Origin of the sequence: Phenylobacterium sp. (assembly GCF_965284355.1) — a bacterium.
In the GTDB taxonomy this organism is placed as follows: domain Bacteria; phylum Pseudomonadota; class Alphaproteobacteria; order Caulobacterales; family Caulobacteraceae; genus Phenylobacterium.
Window position 1 is genome coordinate 3,990,214 of the sequence record NZ_OZ260078.1, and the last position, 20,920, is coordinate 4,011,133.

General features: G+C 69.2%; 17 protein-coding genes. 8 read left to right on the forward strand and 9 right to left on the reverse strand.

The window, feature by feature from the left end; all coding sequences use genetic code 11:
- Positions 1–135: 135 nt before the first annotated feature.
- From tssA to ACQ66R_RS19715, 5 genes are read right to left on the reverse strand one after another with little or no spacing between them, the layout of a single operon-like run.
- Positions 136–1,218, reverse strand: a complete 1,083-nt coding sequence (tssA, locus tag ACQ66R_RS19695; RefSeq protein ID WP_430424710.1) for a type VI secretion system protein TssA — start codon at positions 1,216–1,218, stop codon at positions 136–138.
- The gene (locus tag ACQ66R_RS19700; RefSeq protein ID WP_430424712.1) at positions 1,215–5,534 is read right to left on the reverse strand and encodes a type VI secretion protein IcmF/TssM N-terminal domain-containing protein; all 4,320 of its coding nucleotides are present in this window, start codon (positions 5,532–5,534) and stop codon (positions 1,215–1,217) included. The genes tssA and ACQ66R_RS19700 overlap by 4 nt, the downstream gene beginning before the upstream one ends.
- A complete protein-coding gene (locus tag ACQ66R_RS19705; RefSeq protein WP_430424714.1) occupies positions 5,531–6,292 on the reverse strand; it encodes a DotU family type IV/VI secretion system protein in 762 nt (253 codons plus the stop codon). The genes ACQ66R_RS19700 and ACQ66R_RS19705 overlap by 4 nt, the downstream gene beginning before the upstream one ends.
- The gene (gene tssK, locus ACQ66R_RS19710; RefSeq protein WP_430424716.1) at positions 6,289–7,818 is read right to left on the reverse strand and encodes a type VI secretion system baseplate subunit TssK; all 1,530 of its coding nucleotides are present in this window, start codon (positions 7,816–7,818) and stop codon (positions 6,289–6,291) included. Before tssK ends, ACQ66R_RS19705 begins: the two co-directional genes overlap by 4 nt.
- A 14-nt stretch (positions 7,819–7,832) precedes the next feature.
- Positions 7,833–8,390: a hypothetical protein gene (locus ACQ66R_RS19715; protein WP_430424718.1), complete on the reverse strand. Its 558-nt coding sequence runs from the start codon at positions 8,388–8,390 to the stop codon at positions 7,833–7,835.
- A 330-nt stretch (positions 8,391–8,720) separates the two neighbouring features.
- Between ACQ66R_RS19715 and ACQ66R_RS19720 the strand changes: the two genes are divergently transcribed.
- Positions 8,721–9,425 (forward strand): GntR family transcriptional regulator, encoded by a 705-nt coding sequence (locus ACQ66R_RS19720; protein WP_430424719.1) that lies wholly within the window; start codon positions 8,721–8,723, stop codon positions 9,423–9,425.
- Between the two features lie 3 nt (positions 9,426–9,428).
- On the opposite strand, the gene ACQ66R_RS19725 is transcribed toward ACQ66R_RS19720, so the two are convergent.
- From ACQ66R_RS19725 to ACQ66R_RS19735, 3 genes are read right to left on the reverse strand one after another with little or no spacing between them, the layout of a single operon-like run.
- A complete protein-coding gene (locus ACQ66R_RS19725; RefSeq protein ID WP_430424721.1) occupies positions 9,429–10,241 on the reverse strand; it encodes an EthD family reductase in 813 nt (270 codons plus the stop codon).
- Positions 10,242–10,243: 2 nt separating this feature from the next.
- Entirely contained in the window at positions 10,244–12,196 is a 1,953-nt protein-coding gene (locus ACQ66R_RS19730) for a pyrroloquinoline quinone-dependent dehydrogenase (protein ID WP_430424723.1), read from the reverse strand.
- A gap of 14 nt (positions 12,197–12,210) precedes the next feature.
- Positions 12,211–14,418 (reverse strand): TonB-dependent receptor, encoded by a 2,208-nt coding sequence (locus ACQ66R_RS19735; protein WP_430424725.1) that lies wholly within the window; start codon positions 14,416–14,418, stop codon positions 12,211–12,213.
- Positions 14,419–14,771: 353 nt separating this feature from the next.
- Here ACQ66R_RS19735 and phnD point away from each other — a divergent pair, with 353 nt between their 5' ends.
- The 7 genes from phnD (at position 14,772) to phnN (ending at position 20,361) form a co-directional block, all read left to right on the forward strand.
- On the forward strand, positions 14,772–15,725 hold the full coding sequence (gene phnD, locus ACQ66R_RS19740; protein WP_430424727.1) for a phosphate/phosphite/phosphonate ABC transporter substrate-binding protein: 954 nt from the start codon (positions 14,772–14,774) through the stop codon (positions 15,723–15,725).
- Positions 15,722–16,567 carry a PhnD/SsuA/transferrin family substrate-binding protein gene (locus ACQ66R_RS19745; RefSeq protein WP_430424729.1) on the forward strand — a complete coding sequence of 282 codons (846 nt, stop codon included), beginning with the start codon at positions 15,722–15,724 and terminating at the stop codon, positions 16,565–16,567. The genes phnD and ACQ66R_RS19745 overlap by 4 nt, the downstream gene beginning before the upstream one ends.
- On the forward strand, positions 16,564–17,445 hold the full coding sequence (phnE, locus tag ACQ66R_RS19750; protein ID WP_430424731.1) for a phosphonate ABC transporter, permease protein PhnE: 882 nt from the start codon (positions 16,564–16,566) through the stop codon (positions 17,443–17,445). Before ACQ66R_RS19745 ends, phnE (ACQ66R_RS19750) begins: the two co-directional genes overlap by 4 nt.
- Positions 17,442–18,263, forward strand: a complete 822-nt coding sequence (gene phnE / locus ACQ66R_RS19755; protein ID WP_430424733.1) for a phosphonate ABC transporter, permease protein PhnE — start codon at positions 17,442–17,444, stop codon at positions 18,261–18,263. Before phnE (ACQ66R_RS19750) ends, phnE (ACQ66R_RS19755) begins: the two co-directional genes overlap by 4 nt.
- Before the next feature lie 100 nt (positions 18,264–18,363).
- Positions 18,364–19,140, forward strand: coding sequence for a phosphonate ABC transporter ATP-binding protein (gene phnC, locus ACQ66R_RS19760; RefSeq protein ID WP_430424735.1), 777 nt, complete (start codon positions 18,364–18,366; stop codon positions 19,138–19,140).
- A complete protein-coding gene (locus tag ACQ66R_RS19765; RefSeq protein WP_430424737.1) occupies positions 19,140–19,823 on the forward strand; it encodes a DapH/DapD/GlmU-related protein in 684 nt (227 codons plus the stop codon). Before phnC ends, ACQ66R_RS19765 begins: the two co-directional genes overlap by 1 nt.
- Entirely contained in the window at positions 19,807–20,361 is a 555-nt protein-coding gene (phnN, locus tag ACQ66R_RS19770; RefSeq protein ID WP_430424739.1) for a phosphonate metabolism protein/1,5-bisphosphokinase (PRPP-forming) PhnN, read from the forward strand. Before ACQ66R_RS19765 ends, phnN begins: the two co-directional genes overlap by 17 nt.
- Here phnN and ACQ66R_RS19775 read toward each other — a convergent pair.
- On the reverse strand, positions 20,358–20,906 hold the full coding sequence (locus ACQ66R_RS19775; RefSeq protein WP_430424741.1) for a chloramphenicol phosphotransferase CPT family protein: 549 nt from the start codon (positions 20,904–20,906) through the stop codon (positions 20,358–20,360). The two genes, phnN and ACQ66R_RS19775, sit on opposite strands and share 4 nt — an antisense overlap.
- Positions 20,907–20,920: the final 14 nt, after the last annotated feature.

Below are 20,920 nucleotides of genomic sequence, written 5' to 3' on the forward strand. Positions count from 1 at the left end.
TTCACCCGGAAAATCAATGACTTATTTTGAGAAGGGGCGCCCCCGCCCAAGTGCTTAATGAAGGGTAAACACTTAACGTTTTGGGTGTCAAAGACCATTCCACAACCACTGCCGATTTGGGCGAGCACACAACCGTCAGTCGGCGTCGAGACCCAGGACCTGCAGCAGAACCGAGACGTCGCTGCCGGCGTCATTGAGGCGCTCCTGCAGCTGCGGCAGCGTGAGCCCGCCCCAGGCCAGAAGCTCGCGCAACACCAGCGGGACCGGGCTGTGGGGCTCGAGGACGGCGAGCACATCGGCGATCCGAGCCAGCTCGCGATAGGCGATGTCGCGGGACATTGGCCCAGGCTCGGGTGCTGGAGGACGAGGGGGCGTCGCGGCGGCGGGTGGCGGCAGAAGCGGCGGCGGGTCGACCTCTTCGTCTGCCCGTTCGCGCAGTGCGCCATCGACGAAGGCCTCGAGGTCCAGCAGCACGGTGCGGATGCGCCCCAACCCCGGCGCGTCGCGTCCGCACAGGCCAGTCAGCGTGGATTCCAGCTCACCCAGTCGGGTACGCGCCGCGCGCGCTGCGGCCAGGAATTCGCGAAAGACGTCGCTGTCCGTCTGCCGCTGGCAATCCGTGAACTGGGCCAGCGTCACGGCGCCCTTGGCCTCGGCGCGTTGGGCCGCGCCGGCGTCTTGCTGGCGGACGTGCTCCAGCCGCTGCGCCTCAAGGTAGGTCGACCAACTGTAGGCGCGCTCGGGCTGAGCGGGATCGAAGACCAGCGGCAGCAGATTGATCACGACGGGAACGCGGCGATTGAGCCACTCGAAGGGCGCCACGCGCGCGCCCAGGTCGCCGTCGCGGATCGCCGGGTGAAGGTCGGGCCAGTAGCGTCGGCTGAGCTGGTCCAGCACGAGGAGGCCTCGGGTCAGACCTGGGATACCTTCACGTTGCAGCCACGCCTCCGCCAGCCAGCAGGCGACCCGAAGGTCCTTCGACCGCTGGATCAGGGCGTCCGTGCAGAGCCGCTCGACGGTCGCCCAGTCGGCCCGTTTGACATCGCGCTCCCAGATCCCCTGGGGCAGGGCGGCGTTCTCCTCGCGGCGAGCATCCTCGATCAGGGCGTAGTCGGGCTCGTAGCGAATGGAGCGGCCGGTGGGATTGGCCACGGCGATGGGCGCCAGCAGGTCCATGATGCGCGCGTCCGTCGCGCTGGGGGCGGCCCACTCGCTCATGACCCGCCCTGATCCTGGCGAGGATACTGGGCGGCGGTGCGGCGCAGGTCTGGGGCCATCGTCGGAAACGGCGGCAGGCTAATCTTCGCCGGCGGGCCCGCCGGACCGGCCGCGGCCGCCGATTTCAGGGTCAGGCGCAGGAACACCCGGGCCTCGTTCAAGTCCCTGGGGTCGCCACCGATGGCAGGCTTCTGCAGGTTGGGGATGAGCGGCACCGAGAAGGCGATCGGCAAGCCGCCGCGCCGCGTCGTGGTCGCGATCTCGGAGGGCCGGGGCTCGGCCCTGCGGATGAGGCGCAGCAGGGCCCAGTCGCCGTCCACGCGCAGTTGGGCCGTTGCGCCCTCGGCTGTGAAACCGCCGCCCGCGCGATCCGACCTCGGCTGGCTTGGGGCATTGGCGGCCCACCGCAGAAGCACGCTGATCGGCTGCCCGTTGGTCCAGGTGAAGCCCGGGTCGGCGGCGCCGCTGACGGCGCGGGCCGCGGGTGGCCCGATAGCGGCTTCGATGACCTGAGACTGCCCGGGTCCGGGATCGCTGAAGAACTCCACATCGACCCGATAGGCGAGGGGCGCGCCCGGACGGCCGGCGGAGAACATCGGCGCCAGCGCGTGCTGGGTCTCAATCAGGTCATCGACAAAGTCTGCCGCGGCCCGGCCGGCCGCCCCGTGGGGACGCAGGCCGTCGGCCGCCAGGGCCTCCTTCAAGGCGGGAAGGTCGTCGCCGTACGTCAGGAAGAAGTCGCGCACGCGGTCGGGATCGGCCGCAGGCGCTGCCGGGCCGGCGAAGGGAAACTGCTGTGCGAGGTCCTGGTTGAACCGCCTGGCCATCGCGGCGTAGCGGGCTTCCATGCCGCCGGCGCAAAGCGCCAGAGCCCTCTGGCGGATCGTGCGGATCTGATCGGAGAAGTAGTCCCGCGTCGTCCCGACCGGGTCTCGAAGGCGGCATGAGGGCAGGCGCATCTGATCCAGGTCGACGGCGACAAACTGCTCCAGCCGGGACAGCGCATTGCCAGGCCGGTTGGCCTCGTGGGCCTGCAGCGTCGCGCGGAGCCTGTCCAGGCGCGAGGCGCGCGCCGCGCCGTCCGCCGACTCCATAAGGGCGCCAGGATCGCGCAGGTAGCTGGCGAGCGGGCTCGCGGCCTCGACGATCGCGCTCACTATCGCCTGCCGCTCGGCGAGCTCGGCCTTCAGGTCTTCCGCCGTGGCCACGCCGAAGGCCCGTGGCGCCAAGCCGTCGGAACCTGTCCAGCTCTGCAGGGCGTTGCCGTCCAGGGCATAGACGGCCCGTCGGTCGAGACGCTGCTCGGCGGCCCGGAGCAGCGTCTCGGCTCTACGGCTCACCGTGGCGTCGAGTTCGTCGGCGAGGTCGGCGGCCGCGGGCGCGCGCGACTGGCGCAGCAGATCGCGCAACCGCGTGAGGGACGGCAGGGCCAGGGCCAGTGCGGTTGTCTCTGCCTGGTCCGGTTCGGCGACGGACCCCAGCGGCATCGCCGCCGCCGCAAGTTCGGCGTCGACATAAGCTGACAGGTGCTCGATGGCCGCAGCGCGGGCGAGCGCCTGCGCCGGCGCCGGGACATCCACGGGCGAGGCGAACGAAAACCTGAGGAAGCTCTCGACGGCCCTCTCCGCCGCCTGCAGGCGCTGGAGGTTCCAGGCGATCGGTCCGTCGGGCAGGTCGGCGCCGGCAAGGGCCGGAGGCTGCGCCATGAAGGGCTGGGCCAGCAACTGCTGCACGTAGGCGCGCGTCGCCGTCATACCTGGCGACGGCTGGGGAAGCCCATCCACCTGGGCCAGCACCGGCGTGCCCGCCACGGTCGCCGTGCTGAGCGCCTGGGACGCATCCTGGCGATAGGTGTCGGACTGACGGCCGAGTTCACGGATGAAGGCCGTGGAGACCAGCGTCAGCTTTTCGAGCGCCGGGAGCTGAGCCGCCGGTCCCTTCTCGTCGACCTGGGGATTGTAGATCCATCCGTAGGCGCCGGGGATCGCGCCGCGGGCGGAGATGGTCTGGTAGTCGGCGAGGAACTGGCGCAGCACCGCCTCCGGGCCCGGCGAGTCCTCGCCCACGTCCAACGACGGCCGGCCGGCGGGGATCGCATCGACGCAAGCGCCGCCGGGAGTTGCCGGGTTGTTGGCGCCCAGGATGCTGGCATCGACCCGGAAGGCGTCGACGATCCTCGCGACCGCGCGTGCGAGCGGGCGGCACGTGTACCGGGCCTGGAGGGCGGCCTTGAACCGCTCGTCCAGGGCGTTCTGAAACAGTCTTCGGACCTCGGCGTCTTCGAACCGCGGCGCCGAGCTCTCAGCGACCCCTCGCCCATAGATCTGGTAGTCTACGTTGAACGTCGCCGGCACCGAGATGCCGAACGCAAACGCAGCCACGTCGCGGAACGTCGCCACCTTCTCGCGATTGCTCTGCCCAGGCTCGCGCAGCTCATTGAGGTGGTTGTAGTGACGATCGAACTTGGCCGCGTTGGCGACGATGTTGAGCCAGCTTTCATCGGCCGGGATGCTGAGCGCGTAGGGGGCCAGCAACGCGTTGATGCCCTCGCGGGTGCCCATTTTGTAGAGCAGCGCCCGGCAGATGGTGATCCGATAGCCGATGCCGACCGCTTCCTCCACGTCGTCGTTGAGCGGGTCGAGCGCGGAGCTTGGCGCCCACGGCGTGCTGACGCCGTTGCTGTGAACCCGGGCCATGAGCCCGAGCAACTCCTCGGACTGCGCCAGAACGGCCGGTTCGGCCGTGGCGACCATGAGCGTCTCGCGGGCGTCCCGCCGCTGGGCTTCGCAATCGCCGGCCACTGACTGGCCGGCCTGGATTGCCTGCGGGCTGGAGGTCTCCGCGTGTCGCACGTCCGTGGAAATCGTCGAGAGCAGCCTGTCGATCGGCTCTAGGTGGCGGTCGAGGAAATGCTGAAGCCCCCAGACGCCCAAAACCGCGGCGAGCGCGGTGGCCGCGAACCCGGCCTGCGCCCAGCGGAGCCCGCGATGGCGGCGTGTCATCTCGCCCGAAGCCGGCTGCGCCAGGCCGGCCTCCATGAAGACGCGCGTATCGAACACCCGATGGGCGATAGGGGAGCGCGCTGCGGGCCGGGGTCGTTCCGCCGCACGATGTCCGCCGGCGCCGGCGGACATTGGACCCAGCCGCAGGGTTGAAAGATCAGCGTCGGCGCCTGCGGTGGCGGCCGGGGTCTCCCCGCTCGGGGTCGGCCCAGGCGCTTCCGCGCCAGGTCGGGTCTCGGCCGGGCCGGCGTTGAGGTGCGCCGCCACGCTCTCCGCATCGACCTGGGGCGACGGATCGCCGCCGTTGGTCAGATAAAGGCCGCGGAACATGAACGCCTCATGGTAGGCGCTCGGCTGGAGCATTCGCTCAAACAGCGCGGCGACACCTGCGCGAAGCATCTCGAGGCGCTGCGGCAACAGGAAGATCGACGTCTCGGTCCCAGGCTGCGCGGGCCGCATCATGAGCGTGAACTGTTGCGCGGTCAGCGCCCTGGCCATGGACCGGAACGCGGTCTCGACCCAGCTGGCGCGGTAGGCCGCGTCGATGCCGTCGGGCGGCGCCCAGCCCAGCACGGGTGTTTCGATCTGCCCCGTGACGCCGTCCTCCACCTGGCAGGCCGCCAGCCAGTCCGCGAAGCCCGGCACCGCGTCATCGCAGCCAGAGACGAGAACATGGATCGGGAGTCGCCAGCCCGTGTGCTTCTGGACCTTGGTGATGATGTCGTAGAGCCGCTGGCCGCGCTCGGCGACAGCGTCGACTGCGGCGGGAGACTGTGGATCGGCCAGGGCGGTCAGGAGACCTGCCGGGACAACGACCGCCAGCGCGTCGATGGGGCGCGCGCCCCGCGCACGCTCGACGGCGCTCAGCAGGCCGCCCAGCTTTTGCGCCCACGGCGAGTTGGCCACCAAGCCGTCATCAAACGTCAGGACAACGCCCCCGCGGTGGAACGACAGTGTCCCCTCCTGGGCGATGCGCGCGTGATCAAGCCAGCCGATCGTCCGCATTTCGGCTGCCGCGGCCGCGTGCGCAGGGAGCAGGGGCTGCATTTCCGGGGCCGCCGCGCCCACGGCCAGGATCCAGGGTACGGCTTCGGCGCTGTCGCGGCCGCGAGCCAGGTCGCGCAATTCGGCCGCCGCCGCGCTCACCGCTGCAGAGAGGGCCAGTTTCGGTTGCCCGTCGACAGTCTCCGCCGGGGCGTCGCCCTTCAACAGTCGCTTGAGGCCGAGGGCGATCCCAACGGCGAGCAGCGCCAGCACGGCGATGGCCACAACCCCGAGCGCCGCTCCAAGCGCGAGGGTCGGCAGGCCGGTCACGGTCCGCGTCTGCCGCTATCATGGCCGACGATAGTGTCCGCCATCTGGCTCACATGGCGGACCTGCCACCACCAGAACAGGTGGGTCGCCGGCATATAGGCCAGCACAATGGCCGCGATCGCCGCGAACCACGGCCAAAGGGCGGGCAGGCGGAAGACGCTCTTGCCAGAGAGCGGCGGTGATTCCGGCGCGACCCGGATTTCGGTCGGGGCGGCCGTCCAGGGCTGACCGTGGACGAGCTTGTAAAGCTGGTCGCGCACCCGGGCGATCTCGGCAGGCCCGTCCTCCTCGTCGCGGTACCGGCCCTGGTAGCCGAGCAGGATGCACGTCAGGATCACGATCGCGGTCCCGGTTTCGTCGCCCAGGTTGTCGATAAGCTTCCGGGCTGCTTCGAACACCCGGTCGCCTGCCAGGCGCGTGCCGTAGATGGCGCGCTCCAGCGGCCGGCGCACCCAGTCGACTCGTCCAGGCCAGTCTCCGGGCGCCGCGAGGATCATTTCGTCGGCCATGGCGACCATGACGTAGGCCGGCCCGACGGCGGGCTCGTCGTCGCCTGACGCGACCGGCATATAGCCGAGCGCCTCGAGCTTGCTGCGCAGATGTTCCTGAAGGGCGCCGGCCAAGTCAGGACTGCGTGGCGTGCTCGCGTCCCCCTGCGCAATGCAGAACCGGTCGCGGAGCGCGATGACGACCCCGTAGAAGCTGCGGAAGTCGTCGAGCCGCCGTTGATCGATGTCTTTCAGCGGCCTTGCGGTCATGACTTTGCGGCCGGCCGTGCAGAGACATAGAGGTAAAGTTGCGCCGGTGGGTTCTCGCCTTCGCCTTCGACGATGAGCACGGGGTCGTCCTTGACGATGTCGTCGCGGGAGTCCCTGATCCGGTACAAGCGCCGCTCGGTGGTGCTCCGAGTGTCCAGCGCCTCATCTTCGGAGATGAACTCGCGCTCGGCCCCCCGCGTGCGCTTCTCGGGTTTCTCGCGCATGCTCTGCTCGGTCGCGATCCGGGCCTTCGCCATCCAGCGGTCGATGCCCGTTCCGTCGGCGCCGGGGTCGGCGAAAGCACAGATGACGAACGCTGCGTCCGTGCTTGCCGGACGCTTCTTCAGGCGGAAACGAACCGTCCCGTCATCCCCCTTCTGGATTTCGAACGGAACGGCGCGGTACCTCTGGTTCAGCGTTTCGAGGATCGTCCCGATCTGCTCCCGCACTCGGGCGAAGCTCCTCAGGAGGTCGCGATGTTCGTAGCCGGGCAGAGCGTCCGGCAGTCGGAACTCGCCGCCGATCGCCGAGAGGTCGCCCAGCACGTCGCAGAGCGTCAGGAATGCGGCTTGCGGGTGCGTGGCCGACGCGTCCGAGATCATCGCGTTCAGGCGGGGCAGGGTGCGGCTGACGGCCTGCAGGTCCATCAGGGGTTGGCGGGACCTGAAGAACTGCGCGACCGTCTCCAGCACCTCGTGCCGGCTCTGGGGGGCCAGTTCAGGGTCGTCGCCGCCCTCGGCGCTTCTCCTTCGGGCTCGCAGATTGTCCTTCAGGAAAGCAACCTTGCGCGTCAGCTCGCGCCTGACCAGGTCGGCCTCTTCCAGGATCGGCGAGTCCGCGCCATTCCCGCCCCGTAGGAACGTTCCGAGCGCCAGGCTGGGCGGTTGATAGGGCTCGTGGACGACCGCGCCCTCGCGGAGGATCAGGCAGGCGAGCGGCAGCCCGACCAGGCGTCCGGGCAGGCTCTCGAGGGGCCCCTCGGTCAACTCCAGCGACAGGCGTGGCCGCAACCAGGGCTTCTCCGCAAAGGTCTCGTCCGTTTCGTCGTCGTGGACATCGAGCCCTGCCAGGGGCGCGGCGCCGGCGGCGACGCCATATCGCGCCTCGCCGCCCCAGCCGCGCTCGAGGCCCGGCCATCGGACAGCCGCGACATGGACATGGACCTGATGCCACTTCTGCAGGGCCGCGCTGACGTCGACCCTCAGGGCCTCATGCTCGGTGTCGCGATAGCTGATCATCATCCGATCGGGCATCACGGCTTCCAGCGCGCGGACCTGGAAGACGCCCTTGTCCAGGCTCGACGTCAGCGATCGGACGCCCCAGCCGTGGGGATGGCTCGCTTGCACGAGCCAGCCTGCCAAGGCCTCGGATCGCCGCGTCGACTGCTGGAAGTGCCAGGGCATCAGCAGCATGCCCTCGTGCCAGTTCAGCAGGTCGGGGATGTCGTGGGCTTCAAGGACGACAGGGCCGCTGTCGGCCTTGCGCAACTCGGCGGCCTTGTTGGCAGGGTCGGACTCTGAGTTCATGTCCCGGGTTCGTCCTATCTCGGCGTCCAGGCGATCTCTTGCTCGCCCAGCGTCAAAGTGCCCGCCTTGGCCTTGCCGACGGAGATGCGGTGGTCACCCGCCGCCTGGTAGCTGGCGAAGAGGTAGGTTCCATTGAGTCCGCAAGGCGGCGTCACCTTGCTTGTCGCGACCTGCTGTCCGGCCTGGATCTCCCAGCGCCGCGTGCGCACGTCCCGGGGATAGTCCCGCAAGAGTTGGTCGTGGAGGGCGAAATAGTCCCGCGCCCGGAGCTTTGAGATCGCGGCGGCGGCGGGCTTGGCCGTGACATAGACGAGATCGATCGCAATCGGGCGACCGTTATTGCTTTCAGGACGGGAATTGATGTCGATCGAGCGCAGGCCGCTCGGGCGAACACAGGGAACCGGCAGCGTCTGGCATGCGGCCAGTGGCGCGAGGAAGATCGCCACAGCTGCCGCTCGCGAGCGCTGACCTCTGCTCCCGGCCTCGCAGATCGGCCCCTGCCGTTTGCGCGCGAACGGCAGGCGCGCGGGTGCGGCGCCCAAGTCCATCCAAATGCGGTTCGCGATACGCACGGTCTGCCCCCATCCCCAAGGGGAGCTAGCCATACTCTTCTGCGAAAACCAAGCGTTGCACCGGGGTGCTGCAACAACTTCTAGCGAGGCCATCAGCCGCCGCTATGGACGTCCTATCGCGGGGTGTCCGGAAGATTCTCCCCGGACCGATGTCAGCGTGAGACGCTGCCCGAGGCGTTCGCGCAACGGTGTGATGTGATGCGCCAACAGATCACGGCGCGATACCATTCCGGTTCACTCGCCGACGCCAACCTGATGGCAGGGCTTGCGGTTTTGCGGTGACGACTGACAATCAGGGCGGCTTTGACAACAATCCGGGCGACTCCATCGATGGCGGGCAAACGCGACCCCGGATCTGCCAAGGCTGCGGCGGCGGGCGCACGGTCAAGCGGCGGCGCCCGCGCGATCGCACGCGTGCTGCGCGACCAGATCCAGGGCGGCGACATCAAGGCCGGAGACTGGCTGCGGGAGATCAAGCTGGCGGAGGAGATGGGCGTCGCGCGCTCTGCCGTCCGCGAGGCCCTGCGTCTGCTCGAAGAGGACGGTTTCGTCGCGCTGGAGAAGTTCCGCGGCGCGCGGGTGACGATGCCGACGGTCTACGAGCTGTTCGACCTGTTCGAGGTTCGCGCCGCTCTGTTCGGTCTGGTGGCCCGGTTCGCCTGCTTTCGGGCGCCGGACGCCGATCTCCGGGAGATCGTCGGCCGCATAGAGGCGATGCTCGAGGTCGCCGCCGCCCAGAGCGTGCGGTGGCGGGTCGACCAGGGGGTCGAGATCGGCGCCCTGATCACACGCCACGGAAGCCGCGACGCGCAGCAGATGATGGCGGCGTCGCATCGCAAGGCCCGCTGGCATTTCTCGTACATGGGCCTCACCGACAGCGGCGTGCTGGGGCCGATCGATGACTGGCGCCAGTTGGCCGCGGCGCTGTCGGTCCGCGACGCCGAGGCCGCCGCCGGCGCCGCACGCCGGATCATCTACTTCACCCAGCAGGAGGTCAGCCGACTGCTGCTGGCCAAGGGCGTGGCCACAGGCTGATGGTCAGGGAATGGACCGCTTGTCGTTGACGAAGTCGACGTCGGGGTTCTCGCCGATGAACATGGAGATCGACTCGACGTGAAGCCCGTCCCCGCCCCACGGCGGCGGCGTGAACTTCGGGGTTGGCAGGAACGCAGCCTTCCAGGCGGCATAGTCGTCGAACCACATCTCTGCGACGCGGGGATAGGTCGAGGCCGGGCTGACCGCCGAATAGAGCGCATAGCGACGCAGACCCGGCAGCTTGCCCACCTCCTTGGCGTGGACGTCCCGGTACCAGGCGTCGCCGGTTTCGGGGGTGACGCCCTTGGGATAGCGGAAGAAGATGATCCACCGCAGGTAGGGCGTCTCCTTGGGCGGCGTGTCCTTCGCCACGAACACCTGCTGCGGGTTCACCGGCAGCGTGGCCGTGGTGCTTTCGAAGCCCGCGTTGGCCCAGCCGCCCGGCGGCGGCGTGAAGGAGCCCAGGCCGCCGGCATAGATGTTGTTCGGCCGGCTCTCCTGGAAGTCGGCCAGGGTGTCGAACTGGATCTCCGTCATGCGCCCATACTGCAGCGGGTAGGCCTTGCGGGCCTCTTCGGGCGGGAGGTAGCTGCGGAACGAAACGTAGTTGCGCTGCCAGGCCTTGAAGGCTCGCCGCACCTGGGGTGCGTGGAACGTCATGTACCAGCGATCGAGGACCAGCTGGTCAGTCCCAGGCTTCAGATCGACCAGGATGTAGTGCTTGATCGCGCCAACCGCCCAGGCGGGGGTTGCGAGCGCGGCGGTCGAGGCGGCGGCCATGGCGAGCGCGGCGCGGCGGCTGAGTTGCTCGGTCATCGTCAGGCTCCATCGGGGAGGGCGAAGGCCACCAGGCGATGCGGCGTTCGGCGAAAGCCCATACCGCAGACCACGTACTGCTTGCCGTTCGCCAGATAGGTCATGGGCGGGCCCAGGGTTGCGCCGGGCAGAGGCAGCTCCGCCACCACTGCCCCGGTCGCTTTGTCCCACGCGCGCAGCACCCGTCGCGTGTTCACGTCGTGCGGCCCCTCGCCCAGGAACAGCAGGGTTTTGGTCAGCAGCGGCCCGGTGCGGCCCATCGAGCCCACCCAGCCCGTGTTCAGGCCCTTGAACGCCGGTGTCTCGCTGGCCCCCGGCCCGTTCGGCTTCATCCAGAGGATCTCGCCGCGGTTCAGGTCGATGGCGGTGATCCGGCCATAGGGCGGCTTCACCAGCGGCAGGCCGCGGGGGCCGGTGACCGCGCGGGCCGATCCGGCGATCTCCTCGGTCTCGCCCGTGCCGATCCGCTTGCCGTCGGCAGCCAGGGCCAGCGCGCCGATCGACGAGGTCGAGGGCACGTACAGTATGCCGCTCTCGGGATCGACCGCGGCGCCGCCCCAGTTCGCGCCGCCGACCCATGCCGGACGCTGGATGGTAAGGGTCTCGCTGAACGGGGTGAAGAGCGGCCCCCATTTGTACTCGGCCAGGATCTTCGAGGCCTCGGCGCGCAGCTCGGGTGTCCAGTCAATGAGCATGTCCTCGGTCATGCCCTGCGGCTCGAAAGGCGGCGGCTTGGACGGAAAAGGCTGGGTAGGAGAGAGCTTCTCGCCGGCGAGGGTGCTGGGCGCGACCGGCTTCTCCTCGATGGGCCAGACCGGGCGGCCGGTGACGCGGTCGAAGACGAATGTGAAGCCGTGCTTGGTGACCTGGGCCACCGCCTTGATCCGCCGCCCACCCACCCGGATGTCCACCAGGTTGGGCGCGCAGGGGAGGTCGAAGTCCCAGATGTCGTGATGGACGAACTGATAGTGCCAGCGGCGCTTGCCCGTCTTCACGTCCAGGCAGATCAGGGCGTTGCCGAACAGGTTGTCGCCCGGCCGCGCCCCGCCGTAGAAGTTGTTGGTCGGGCAGCTGCCTGGAAGATAGACAAGGCCCAGGTCATCGTCCGCCGCCATGGGCGCCCAGATGTTGGCGTTGCCGTTGCGCGCCGCCGAGCCGTCCTCCCAGGTCTCCCAGCCAAACTCGCCCTTCATGGGGACGGTGTGGAACGTCCAGAGCAGCTTGCCCGTGCGCACGTCGAAACCGCGAACGTCGCCGGGCGGCATATCTGCGACCACGGGCCGGTCGTGAATGTACTGACCCATCACGATCACGTCGCGGCAGATGGTGGGCGGCGAGGTCGAGGCGAACAGGTCGATGGGATCGCGCCGGGGCGGCCGTTGCAGCCCGACGACGCCCAGGTCCACCTCGCCGTCCACGCCAAAGCTGGGGATCGGCTTGCCGCTCCGCGCGTCGAGCGCGATCAGCCGGTTGTCGCCCGTCCCGATCAGCACGCGCGCGTCATCGCCGTCGCGCCAGTACGCGACGCCGCGGTGCTGCATGCCCTTGCTGGTGTACTTGCCGTGCTTCCAGGAGCCAGGATCATAGACCCACAGGTTGCGCCCCGTTGCCGGGTCGATGGCGACGACCTGGCAGAAGGCGGTCGAGGTGTAGAGCACCCCGTCGGCCATGATCGGCGTGGCCTGGAACTCGCCCGGGGCAAGCGACGGGTTGTCCTTGATGATCGCGGCATCCGGACTGTCCCAGGTCCAGGCGACCTTCAGCCGGTTCACGTTGCTGGCGTCGATCTGGTCGAGCGGGGAGTACTTCGCCGCGGCGTTCGTTCCGCCGTACGCCGGCCATTCGCCAGCGGCGGTCTTCAGCCGGGCTGCCTCGACCCGGTCCCACGGCGCCGCGGCCACGGTCGCCAGGCTGGCGCCGCCGGCGAGCGCCTGGCGTCGATCAATCGGCTTCATCGGAAGGTCACGGCTCAAAAGCGGCTCCGGAACTGCAGGACATACTCGGGGCCCGGCGTCGCGACGAGGAAGCCAGCGCCGTACAGGAACTCATAGCGTTGGTTCAGCACGTTGGAGGCCTTCAACGCGACCTCCCATTTGTCGCCGTGACGGATGCCGGCCCTCAGCTGCAGGCTCCGGTTGGTGTCACGGCGCTGCAGGTTGGAAATGTTGTAGTAGCCGTCCCACTCGCCCTTGTAGGCCGCGTTCAGGAAGCCTTCGATTTCGCCTGCGATCGGCCGGCTGTAAGTGCCGCTGGCTGTGAGGGCGAAGTCCGGCGTGCCGTTCAGCTTATTGCCGTCGACGGTGGAGATCGGGGAGTCGAGCGTCGAGTCGATCCAGGTCCCAGACAGGGTGTAGACGAAGCGCCCGCCGATCATCGGCTGCGCAACGACTCCGTTCAGCTCCACCTCGGCGCCGGTGGCCTTCGCGTCGCCCAGGTTGTCCAGATAGATAAAGGCGCCGCCGCCCTGAGCCGCGAAACGCGTGCCTGTGTCGCTGACCAGCACGTCGCGGTAGTCGGTGCGGAAGACCGCCGCCGTGACCTGCAGCGCGCGCGAGGCGTCGAACTTCACTCCGGCCTCATAGGCTGTGGTCGTCTCCTCGTCATAGGCCAGCGGCGTGGCAGGATTGCCCGGCAGGGCGTTCGAAGTCCCAAAGTCGCGGTTGTAGCCGCCGGCCCGGAAGCCGGTCGCGAAGCGCGCGTAGACATTTAGCCGTGATGTCGGTTGCCAGCTGAATGAGCCGCCGTAGGTCCAGTTTACGAAGGTGCGCTCTCGAGGCGGGATCGAGCCCTTGAGCGGCACGCCGTTGGACAGGCCGCCGAACAGCTCTTTCTCATCCTGGGTCCAACGCAGGCTGACCTCCGCCGAGAGGTCCGGGGTGATCTTGTAGGATCCGGTCCCGTATGCGCCGAAGGTGCGATTGTCGCTGTCCAGGATGGCGAAGGACGGGGCGACAGGCGTGGCGCCCTGCACCCGGCCGTAGTTCGCGACCGTGTAGGAGTCGCTCAGCGCGCGGAAGTCGACGCCGGCGGCCCAGGTCAACGGGCCGTTGTCCCCATTCAGGCGAACCTCCTGGTAGAACACGTTCACCTGGTCGGCGAAGGTCGAGAAGCAGTTGTTGGTGCGGCAAGTGGCGCCGCCCGTGATGTTCGGCTGGCCGTTCGCCAGCAGTGGCGCGCCGGGAAAGCGGCCATCGTCATCGGACGTCGCGGTCGAGTCGCGCCAACGGGCATTGGTGGTGCTGGACAACTCCGCGAAGCCGAGGTCGGCCTTGATCGAGAGGTTGCCGTTGGCGATGTTCTGGCGGAGCCGCGCCTTGGTGTTGCCCTCGGCCTGAGTCTGGTAGTCGAACGTCTCCGGGATCGCCGGGTAGAGCCGTCGCTGGACGTCAACCTGACCCCCGGTGGGGTCGTCCAGGCGGGACAGGTCGATGGTGGCGACCACCTTGAAGCGGTCGTCCGGCGTGAAGGCCAGGGCCGCCCGCACGCCGCGATAGTCCCCGCCGTCGATGTGTTCCCGACGGAAGGTGTTGTAGACGCGTCCGCCGTCCTGCTCGGTGACGTCGACGCCCACGCGCAGAGCCAGCACATCGTTGATCGGCAGGTTGACGATGCCGATGGCGTCGATCCCCTCCTTGTTGAAGTTGTAGCCGCCCTCCACCTGCGCCCCGAACGTCGGCTTCGGGTCCTGGCTGACGACCGAGATCACCCCGCCCACGGCGTTTGCGCCGTACAACGCGCCCTGGGCGCCGCGCAGCACCTCGATCTGGCCGACGTCGAACATGTCCATGCGGGCGAAGCCGCGTCCGCCGATGTTGCCCCCGGTCACCTGGGCGCCGTTGCGAAGAAGCGCGATCGCCGAGTCGGCGTTGACGTTGCGCCCGGCCTGGCCGGCGCCGCGGATGGCGAACTCGCTGTTGACGCTGTCGTTGTCGACCAGGGACACGCCGGGCAGCAGATTGGTGAAATTTCGCAGGTCGGTGACGCCGCCGAGGTCCTGCAGCCGCTCGCCGGTGAGGACGCTGCCTGCGGCGGGAATCTCCTGCAGCCTTTCATCACGCTTGCGGGCTGTGACGATCACCTCGCTGAGCGCGTTGTCGTCCGTTGTCGCCGTTTGAGCTGAAGCGGGGAAGGCGGCAAGTCCCGCCAGCGCCACGCCGCGCAACAGGTATCGCCGCATCGATCATCCCCCTTTGAGCCCACGCCAATGGCCAGACAGGTCGAGGCGCGTCGTTAGATCGTCGGTATAACGCCGTGGTATTGTCAAACAATCCAGAATTATTGTTGAACAAAAAGCGACGCCGCCTGTGGCGGAGTCCTCAGGCCGGGCTGACCTGGAAGGCGGCGGCTATCGAGCGCGGCGCGACCTGCGGACGCCTGACCCTTTCGCGGGGTTGAGGGATATTCGACGCTGCCGCCGACAAGCGGGCAACTGGGCATCCAATCGTCACTCAGGCGTCACCGAGCCGACATGCGCGCCGGGGATTCATGCCGGGACGCGGGCGGTGCTGCCGGCGGCAGCGTGGTGAGGGCATGGCACGATCGGTATGGCGGGCGGGCTTGCTCGTCGCGGGGTTGCTGGCGCTGGCGGGGTGCGGCGAGCGCGCGCCCAGCGCGTCCGCCGGCTGGCGCGGCGAGTTCAAGGAACTCAAGATGGCCATCAGCGGCAACAATGACGACCCCCAGCTGGTCCGTCGCCGCGAGGTCTACCGCGAGCACCTGTCCAAGGCGTTGGGCATGCCGGTGCGTCTCTATGAGTCCTCGGACTACAACGGCGTCATCCAGGCGATCTCGTCGGGCCAGGTGGACTTCGCGAATATCGCTGGCGGCGGTTACGCCAACGTCGACGCCCAGGTGGGCGACAAGGTGGCCCCGCTGCTGACGCCCCGCCAGGCCGAGGGCGAGACCGGCTACTACTCGGCGCTGGTCGTCCGCGCCGACAGCCCGATGAAGTCACTGGCCGACATGAAGGGCCACAGCCTGGGCTACGTCGACTACAACTCCACCTCCGGATACCTCTATCCGCGCGCGGCGCTGCGGAAGCAGGGCATCGATCCCGACACGTTTTTCGGCAAGACCAGCTTCGCGGGCGGCCACACCCAGGCCGTGATGGCCCTGGCGAACGGCCAGTTCGATGCGGCGATCCTCCAGGCCAGCGGCGGGACGCCCGAGACCGGGTTTACGCGCGGACCGTTGCGCACCCTGGCGCGCGAGGGCCTGGTCGACATCGACGATTTCCGGATTGTCTGGACCGCCGGCCCCATCCCCAGCGAGGCCCTGGTCGCCCGCACCGACCGGCCGCAGGCTCTGATCGATCTGGTCCGCGGCGCCATGGCGGCGCTGCCGTACGACGAGCCCGAGTTGTGGCCCGAGATCGGTCAGCTGGACGGTTCGGCCTACACCGCCGTCGATCGCCGCCACTACGAGGAGATCATCGCCCTGCGCCGCGAGGAACTCGCCCAGCGGCGTGGCGGAGGCCGGCCGTGAAGGTCGCCACGCTCGCGCTGGCCGCAGTCTTCGTCCTCACAGCTGCGGGGGCCCGGGCCGAGCCGTTCCGCATCGCCGCGGTCGGCGCCAGGGCGCCCTGCGCACCACCGGGCGGGGGCGCCGCGGCCGGCGAAAGGGCCTACTATGACCTGCTCGCCAAGCGGCTGGGCCGCACCGCGATGAAGTGCGGCTACGCCAGCGCGGCCGACGCAGCCGCCGGCCTGGCGCGAGGCGAGGCCGACATGGCCTGGCTGGATCCGGTCGCGTTCGCGCCTGTCCGCGCCCAGACGCGCGCAATCCTGACGGTTCGCGGGGCCCGCGAGTCCAACCGCATCCCGGTGGTCGTGGCCGTGCGGGCGGGCGATCCGGCTCGGGACGTCGCCGCGCTGAAGGGCCGGCTCATCGGGTTCGGCGGGCGCTCGCCTGCGGGCCTTCCCACGCCTCAGACGGTGCTGTCCGAGCGCGGCCTGGCGCCCGCCGGCTATCGCCCGAAGATCGATGTCGATGGAGACCAGGCCCTCGCCGAGCTGCGGGCCGGCCGGGTCGACGCGGTGGCCGTGCATGCGGCAGCCTGGCAGCGGGTCTGCCGGATGGTCTCGCCCAAGGTCCCAAATCCGTGCGCTGACCTGCGCATCGTCCTCAAGGCCCGTCCCCGCGCCGCGCAGGCGCTGGTCGTGCGGCGCGACATCCCGGACGAGCTGCGGTATCGCCTGATCGGCCTGCACATGCCGATGCACCTGGAGGCGCCGACCGCCTTTGCGTTCGCGACCGCCGGGACCAAGGACGCCGCCGAGTTCCAGCCTGCGGAAGCCGACGCGCTGACCCTGGCGACGCTGAAGTGACCGCGGCCGTCGAGACGTTCGAGCAGGAGCGGCGACGCGTCCTGCGGCGGCGTCGCGCCGAGGCGCTAATTGGGCTGCTCGCGTTTTCGGCCCTGCTCGCGCTGTCGTTCCAGCGGAGCGAGTTCTTCTCGGCCGACATCGGCGGCGACCCGCTGGGGCGCATCGGCGAGTTTCTGGCGCGCATGGTTCCTGACCTGAAGGCCGAGGCCCTGCTGGAGGATCGGCAGGCGCGGGGGTCGCTGGCGTGGTGGTACTACGAACTGCCTCTGTGGCTGCGGACGGGGTGGCAGACCGTAGAGATGGCGCTGATCGCCACCACGGCCGGCGCAGCGGCGGCATGCTTCGCGGGCTTTGCCTGCGCGCGGAACCTGATGCCGCTGGCGCCCGTCCGGTTCGTGGTGCGCCGGACCCTGGAGTTGATCCGGACCCTGCCCGATCTGATCGTGGCGCTGATCCTGGTGGCCGCGTTCGGCGTGGGACCCCTGGCGGGGGTGATCACCCTGGCGCTTTCGACCTTCGGCTCGCTGGGCAAGCTGTTCGCCGAGGTCAACGAAGAGGTCGACCCACGACCTCTCGAGGCGCTGGAGGCCAGCGGCGCGGGGCTGGCCCGCAAGATCCGCTACGGCGTGCTGCCTCAGGTGCTGCCCAACTACGCCTCGTACGCGCTGCTGCGCCTGGAGGGGAACGTGGCCGCCGCCGCCGCCCTGGGCATCGTGGGCGCCGGAGGCATCGGGGTCGAGCTGCAGCGGGCGATCACCTACACCGAGTTCGACACCTACCTGGCGATCCTGCTGCTGATCGTGGCGATGATCTTCCTGATCGACATCGCATCCGAGCAGATCCGCCATCGCCTCATCGGCCTGGGAGCGAAGCGATGACCCCTGGTAGGATGGATCAGGCGCTGGCGCTCGCTCCGAGGGCCATCCGCCCCAGCTGGCGCGACCGTGTGGTGCGCGGCGTCACTGGCGTTCTGGCTGTCGCCGCGCTGGTCGCCATGGCCATCGACGTGGGGTTCACGCCGGCGGCGCTGGCGGCGGGCTCAGGCAAGCTGGCGACGTTCCTGAGGGCGATGATCCCACCCAGCGACGGCGGCGAGCTGGTGCGTATCCTTCGCGCCCTGGCCGAGACCTTCGCCATGGCCTTCGCGGGCACCGTGCTGGCGGCCGTCGCCGCACTCCCGCTGGGCGTGTTCGGGGCGAAGTCGGTGGTGGCCCAGCCGCTGCTGCATTTCGGCTTCCGCCGGGCGCTGGACATCTTCCGCGGCGTGCCGGCGCTGGTGTGGGCGCTGATCTTCGTGGCCGCCTTCGGCCTGGGGCCGTTCGGCGGCGTGCTGGCCCTGGCCATCGCCGACGTGCCGGGCCTGGCGAAGCTATACGCCGAGGCGATCGAGAACTGCGATGAGAAGCCGCTGGAGGGTCTGCGCTCGGCTGGGGCCTCGCCGCCGGTCGTCCTGCGCTACGGCCTGCTGCCGCAGGTGGCGCCGCTGATGGCCAGCCAGACACTGTTCTTCCTGGAGAGCAATTTCCGCAACGCCGCGGTGCTGGGCATCGTGGGCGCGGGCGGCATCGGCTTCGAGCTGGAAGAGCGCATCCGCATCTTCGCGTTCGACGAGGTGGCCTTCATCGTCCTGCTCTACGTGGTGTGCGTGGCGGTGCTGGACACGATCTCCCAGCGCCTGCGCGCGCGGCTGGCCTGACCCGACAACCTGGCGTCTCGTCGCTTTCCCTGCGCCCTGCAGCGTCACGGGGGCGTCACCCATGGGGCCTAGTCTGGTCCCCGACAGCAGCGGAGGGTCGATGCTCGAGCTCCAGGGAGTGACCAAGCGCTTCGGCGATACGGTCGCGGTCGACAACGTGTCGCTGGCGTGCCGCCGCGGCGAAATGGTCGGGATCATCGGCCGATCCGGGGCCGGGAAATCCACCCTGTTGCGGATGATCAACCGCCTGAGCGAGCCCGATGCGGGCAAGATCCTGTGGGAAGGTCGCGAAGTCAGCGGCCTGCGCGGCGACGACCTTCGGCGCTGGCGTCGCCGCTGCGCGATGATCTTCCAGCAATTCAACCTGTGCCCGCGGCTGGACGTGGTCACCAACGTGCTGGTGGGCGTGGTCGCCGAGCGGCCGCTGGGGCCCTCGCTGTTCAAGATCTTCCCGACCGCCGACCGGGCTCGCGCCGTACTCGAGCTGGACGCGTTGGACATGGCGCATGCGGCGCTGCAGCGGGCCGGCACGCTCTCGGGCGGTCAGCAGCAGCGGGTGGCCATTGCGCGGGCCATGTTGCAGGAACCCGACGTCGTGTTGGCGGACGAGCCTGTCGCCTCGCTGGATCCCGTCAACGCCGAGGTGGTGATGGAGGCCCTGCAGCGGATCTGCCACGAGCGGAACGTGCCGGTGCTGGTCAATCTGCACAGCCTTGAGATCGCGCGGACGTACTGCACGCGGGTGATCGCCATGGCCAAGGGCGCGATCGTGTTCGACGGCCCGCCCCAGGGTCTGACGCCCGCGGTGCTGGAACGCGTCTATGGCCGGCGCGCCAGCCGCACCCTTGAGCCGCTGCCTGCGGTTGAGGCCGCCTGATGCTTCGACTGGCCGAACGTCCGCTGGAGCCGGGCGACCGCTATTTCGAGCGACACACGCCGGCCGGCGCCGATGAGCTCGACCCGGCGGCGCCGGTGATCCATCCGGAAGCGTCGGTTCACGACTGCGTCCTGGGCGCCTGGACCCGCGTGGGCGCCCGCACCAGCCTCTCGGAAGTCACCATGGGGGCCTACAGCTACATCGTGAACGACGCGTCGGCGACCTATGCCGAGATCGGGAAGTTCTGCTCGATCGCCCGTGACGCGCGGATCAATCCGGGCAACCATCCGACCTGGAAGGCGGCCCAGCACCACTTCAGCTATCGCGCGGTGTCGTACCGCCTGGCCGAGGCCGACGATCAGGAATTCTTCGAGTGGCGGCGTTCGCATCGCGTGGTCCTGGGCCACGATGTCTGGATCGGGCACGGGGCGACGGTGCTGCCGGGCGTGACCGTCGGGACGGGATCGGTCGTCGGCGCCGGCGCGGTGGTGTCGAAGGATGTGCCGCCGTTCACGATCGTGGGTGGGGTGCCGTCGCATCCGATCCGCGAGCGCTTTCCGAAGGCCGTTCAGGACGGCCTGCTGGCGCTCGCCTGGTGGGACTGGAGCCATGATCGCCTCGCTGAAGCCCTCGAAGACTTCCGCCGCCTCGACGCCCACGCCTTTGTTGAAAAGCACAGCTGACGGCCTGCTGGTCCTCGTGGTCGGCCCTTCGGGGGTCGGCAAGGACACGCTGCTGGACGGGGCCCGCGCGGCGCTGGCCGGCGACGACGGCGTCCTGTTCGCCCGGCGCGAGATCACCCGGTCGGCCGACGCCGGCGGGGAAGACCATGATCATGTGAGGGAGGCCGACTTTCAGGCGCGCCGCGCCGGGGGCGGATACCTGCTGGCCTGGGAGGCGCACGGCTTCGGCTATGGCCTGACCGCCGAGCTGGCCGCCGAATTGGCTGCCGGCCGCACTGTCGTCGCCAACGTCTCGCGCGCGGTGCTGGATGAGGCCCGATCGCGGTTCGCGCGTGTCCGCGTCGTATCGATCTCGGCCAGTCCCGCCACGGTCGCGCGCCGTCTGGCCGCCCGCGGGCGCGAGGATGCGGCGGGCATCAAAGACCGTCTGGCGCGGGCGGATCTCTACGTCACGCAGGGCGACGACGTGATCGAGGTGAAGAACGACGGCTCGCCCGAGGATGGCGTGGCGGCGCTCGTGTCGGCGATCCGAGGCTAGCCCAGGCGCAAACGGTCGAAGGCCGATGGCCGCTCCCGCGCCGCCCATTCCCCGATGAGGCGATGGGCGTTGGTCTCGGGACTATGGGTTCCGTCCAGTTCCAGGTCATAGACGGCGTGGCGGTGGATGTTGTGGAAGTCGCAGGCGGCGCTTCCGATCGGGCGATCGCCACGGGCCAGTTCGCGTCGTTCGAGGTCCGCCAGCGGGCAGTGTACCCCAACGAAGAAGACGTCGGCGCTCTCGAGCAGGATCGTGAGTTGCTGCATCCAGGCCGGCGTCTCCACGATGTGCTCGACGATCAGGTTGTTGCCCGGCGCCAGGAAGGCCTTCAGCGACTGACGGAAGCCGTCGAAGAAGGCGTCGCGCTGGTCTGACCAGGGAAACTCGCCGCTGCGGATGCGGTCCAGCGGCAGGACGCCGGCGTCACGCAGGTGATCGATGGAGAAATGCCAGAAGGGCTCGCCGATGCGAGCCTGAACGGCGCGCGCGATCGACGACTTACCCCTGCTTGACGCGCCGTTGAGCAGGATGGCCTTACCCGTCATGGAGCCCGACCGAC

What these genes read in the sequence shown, in the direction of transcription:
- tssA (WP_430424710.1), bottom strand. Translation starts at nt 1,218, where the DNA reads ATGAGCGAGTGGGCCGCCCCCAGCGCGACGGACGCGCGCATCATGGAC.
- ACQ66R_RS19705 (WP_430424714.1), bottom strand. Translation starts at nt 6,292, where the DNA reads ATGACCGCAAGGCCGCTGAAAGACATCGATCAACGGCGGCTCGACGAC.
- tssK (WP_430424716.1), bottom strand. Translation starts at nt 7,818, where the DNA reads ATGAACTCAGAGTCCGACCCTGCCAACAAGGCCGCCGAGTTGCGCAAG.
- ACQ66R_RS19720 (WP_430424719.1), top strand. Translation starts at nt 8,721, where the DNA reads ATGGCGGGCAAACGCGACCCCGGATCTGCCAAGGCTGCGGCGGCGGGC.
- ACQ66R_RS19725 (WP_430424721.1), bottom strand. Translation starts at nt 10,241, where the DNA reads ATGACCGAGCAACTCAGCCGCCGCGCCGCGCTCGCCATGGCCGCCGCC.
- ACQ66R_RS19730 (WP_430424723.1), bottom strand. Translation starts at nt 12,196, where the DNA reads ATGAAGCCGATTGATCGACGCCAGGCGCTCGCCGGCGGCGCCAGCCTG.
- ACQ66R_RS19735 (WP_430424725.1), bottom strand. Translation starts at nt 14,418, where the DNA reads ATGCGGCGATACCTGTTGCGCGGCGTGGCGCTGGCGGGACTTGCCGCC.
- phnD (WP_430424727.1), top strand. Translation starts at nt 14,772, where the DNA reads ATGGCACGATCGGTATGGCGGGCGGGCTTGCTCGTCGCGGGGTTGCTG.
- phnE (WP_430424733.1), top strand. Translation starts at nt 17,442, where the DNA reads ATGACCCCTGGTAGGATGGATCAGGCGCTGGCGCTCGCTCCGAGGGCC.
- phnC (WP_430424735.1), top strand. Translation starts at nt 18,364, where the DNA reads ATGCTCGAGCTCCAGGGAGTGACCAAGCGCTTCGGCGATACGGTCGCG.
- ACQ66R_RS19765 (WP_430424737.1), top strand. Translation starts at nt 19,140, where the DNA reads ATGCTTCGACTGGCCGAACGTCCGCTGGAGCCGGGCGACCGCTATTTC.
- ACQ66R_RS19775 (WP_430424741.1), bottom strand. Translation starts at nt 20,906, where the DNA reads ATGACGGGTAAGGCCATCCTGCTCAACGGCGCGTCAAGCAGGGGTAAG.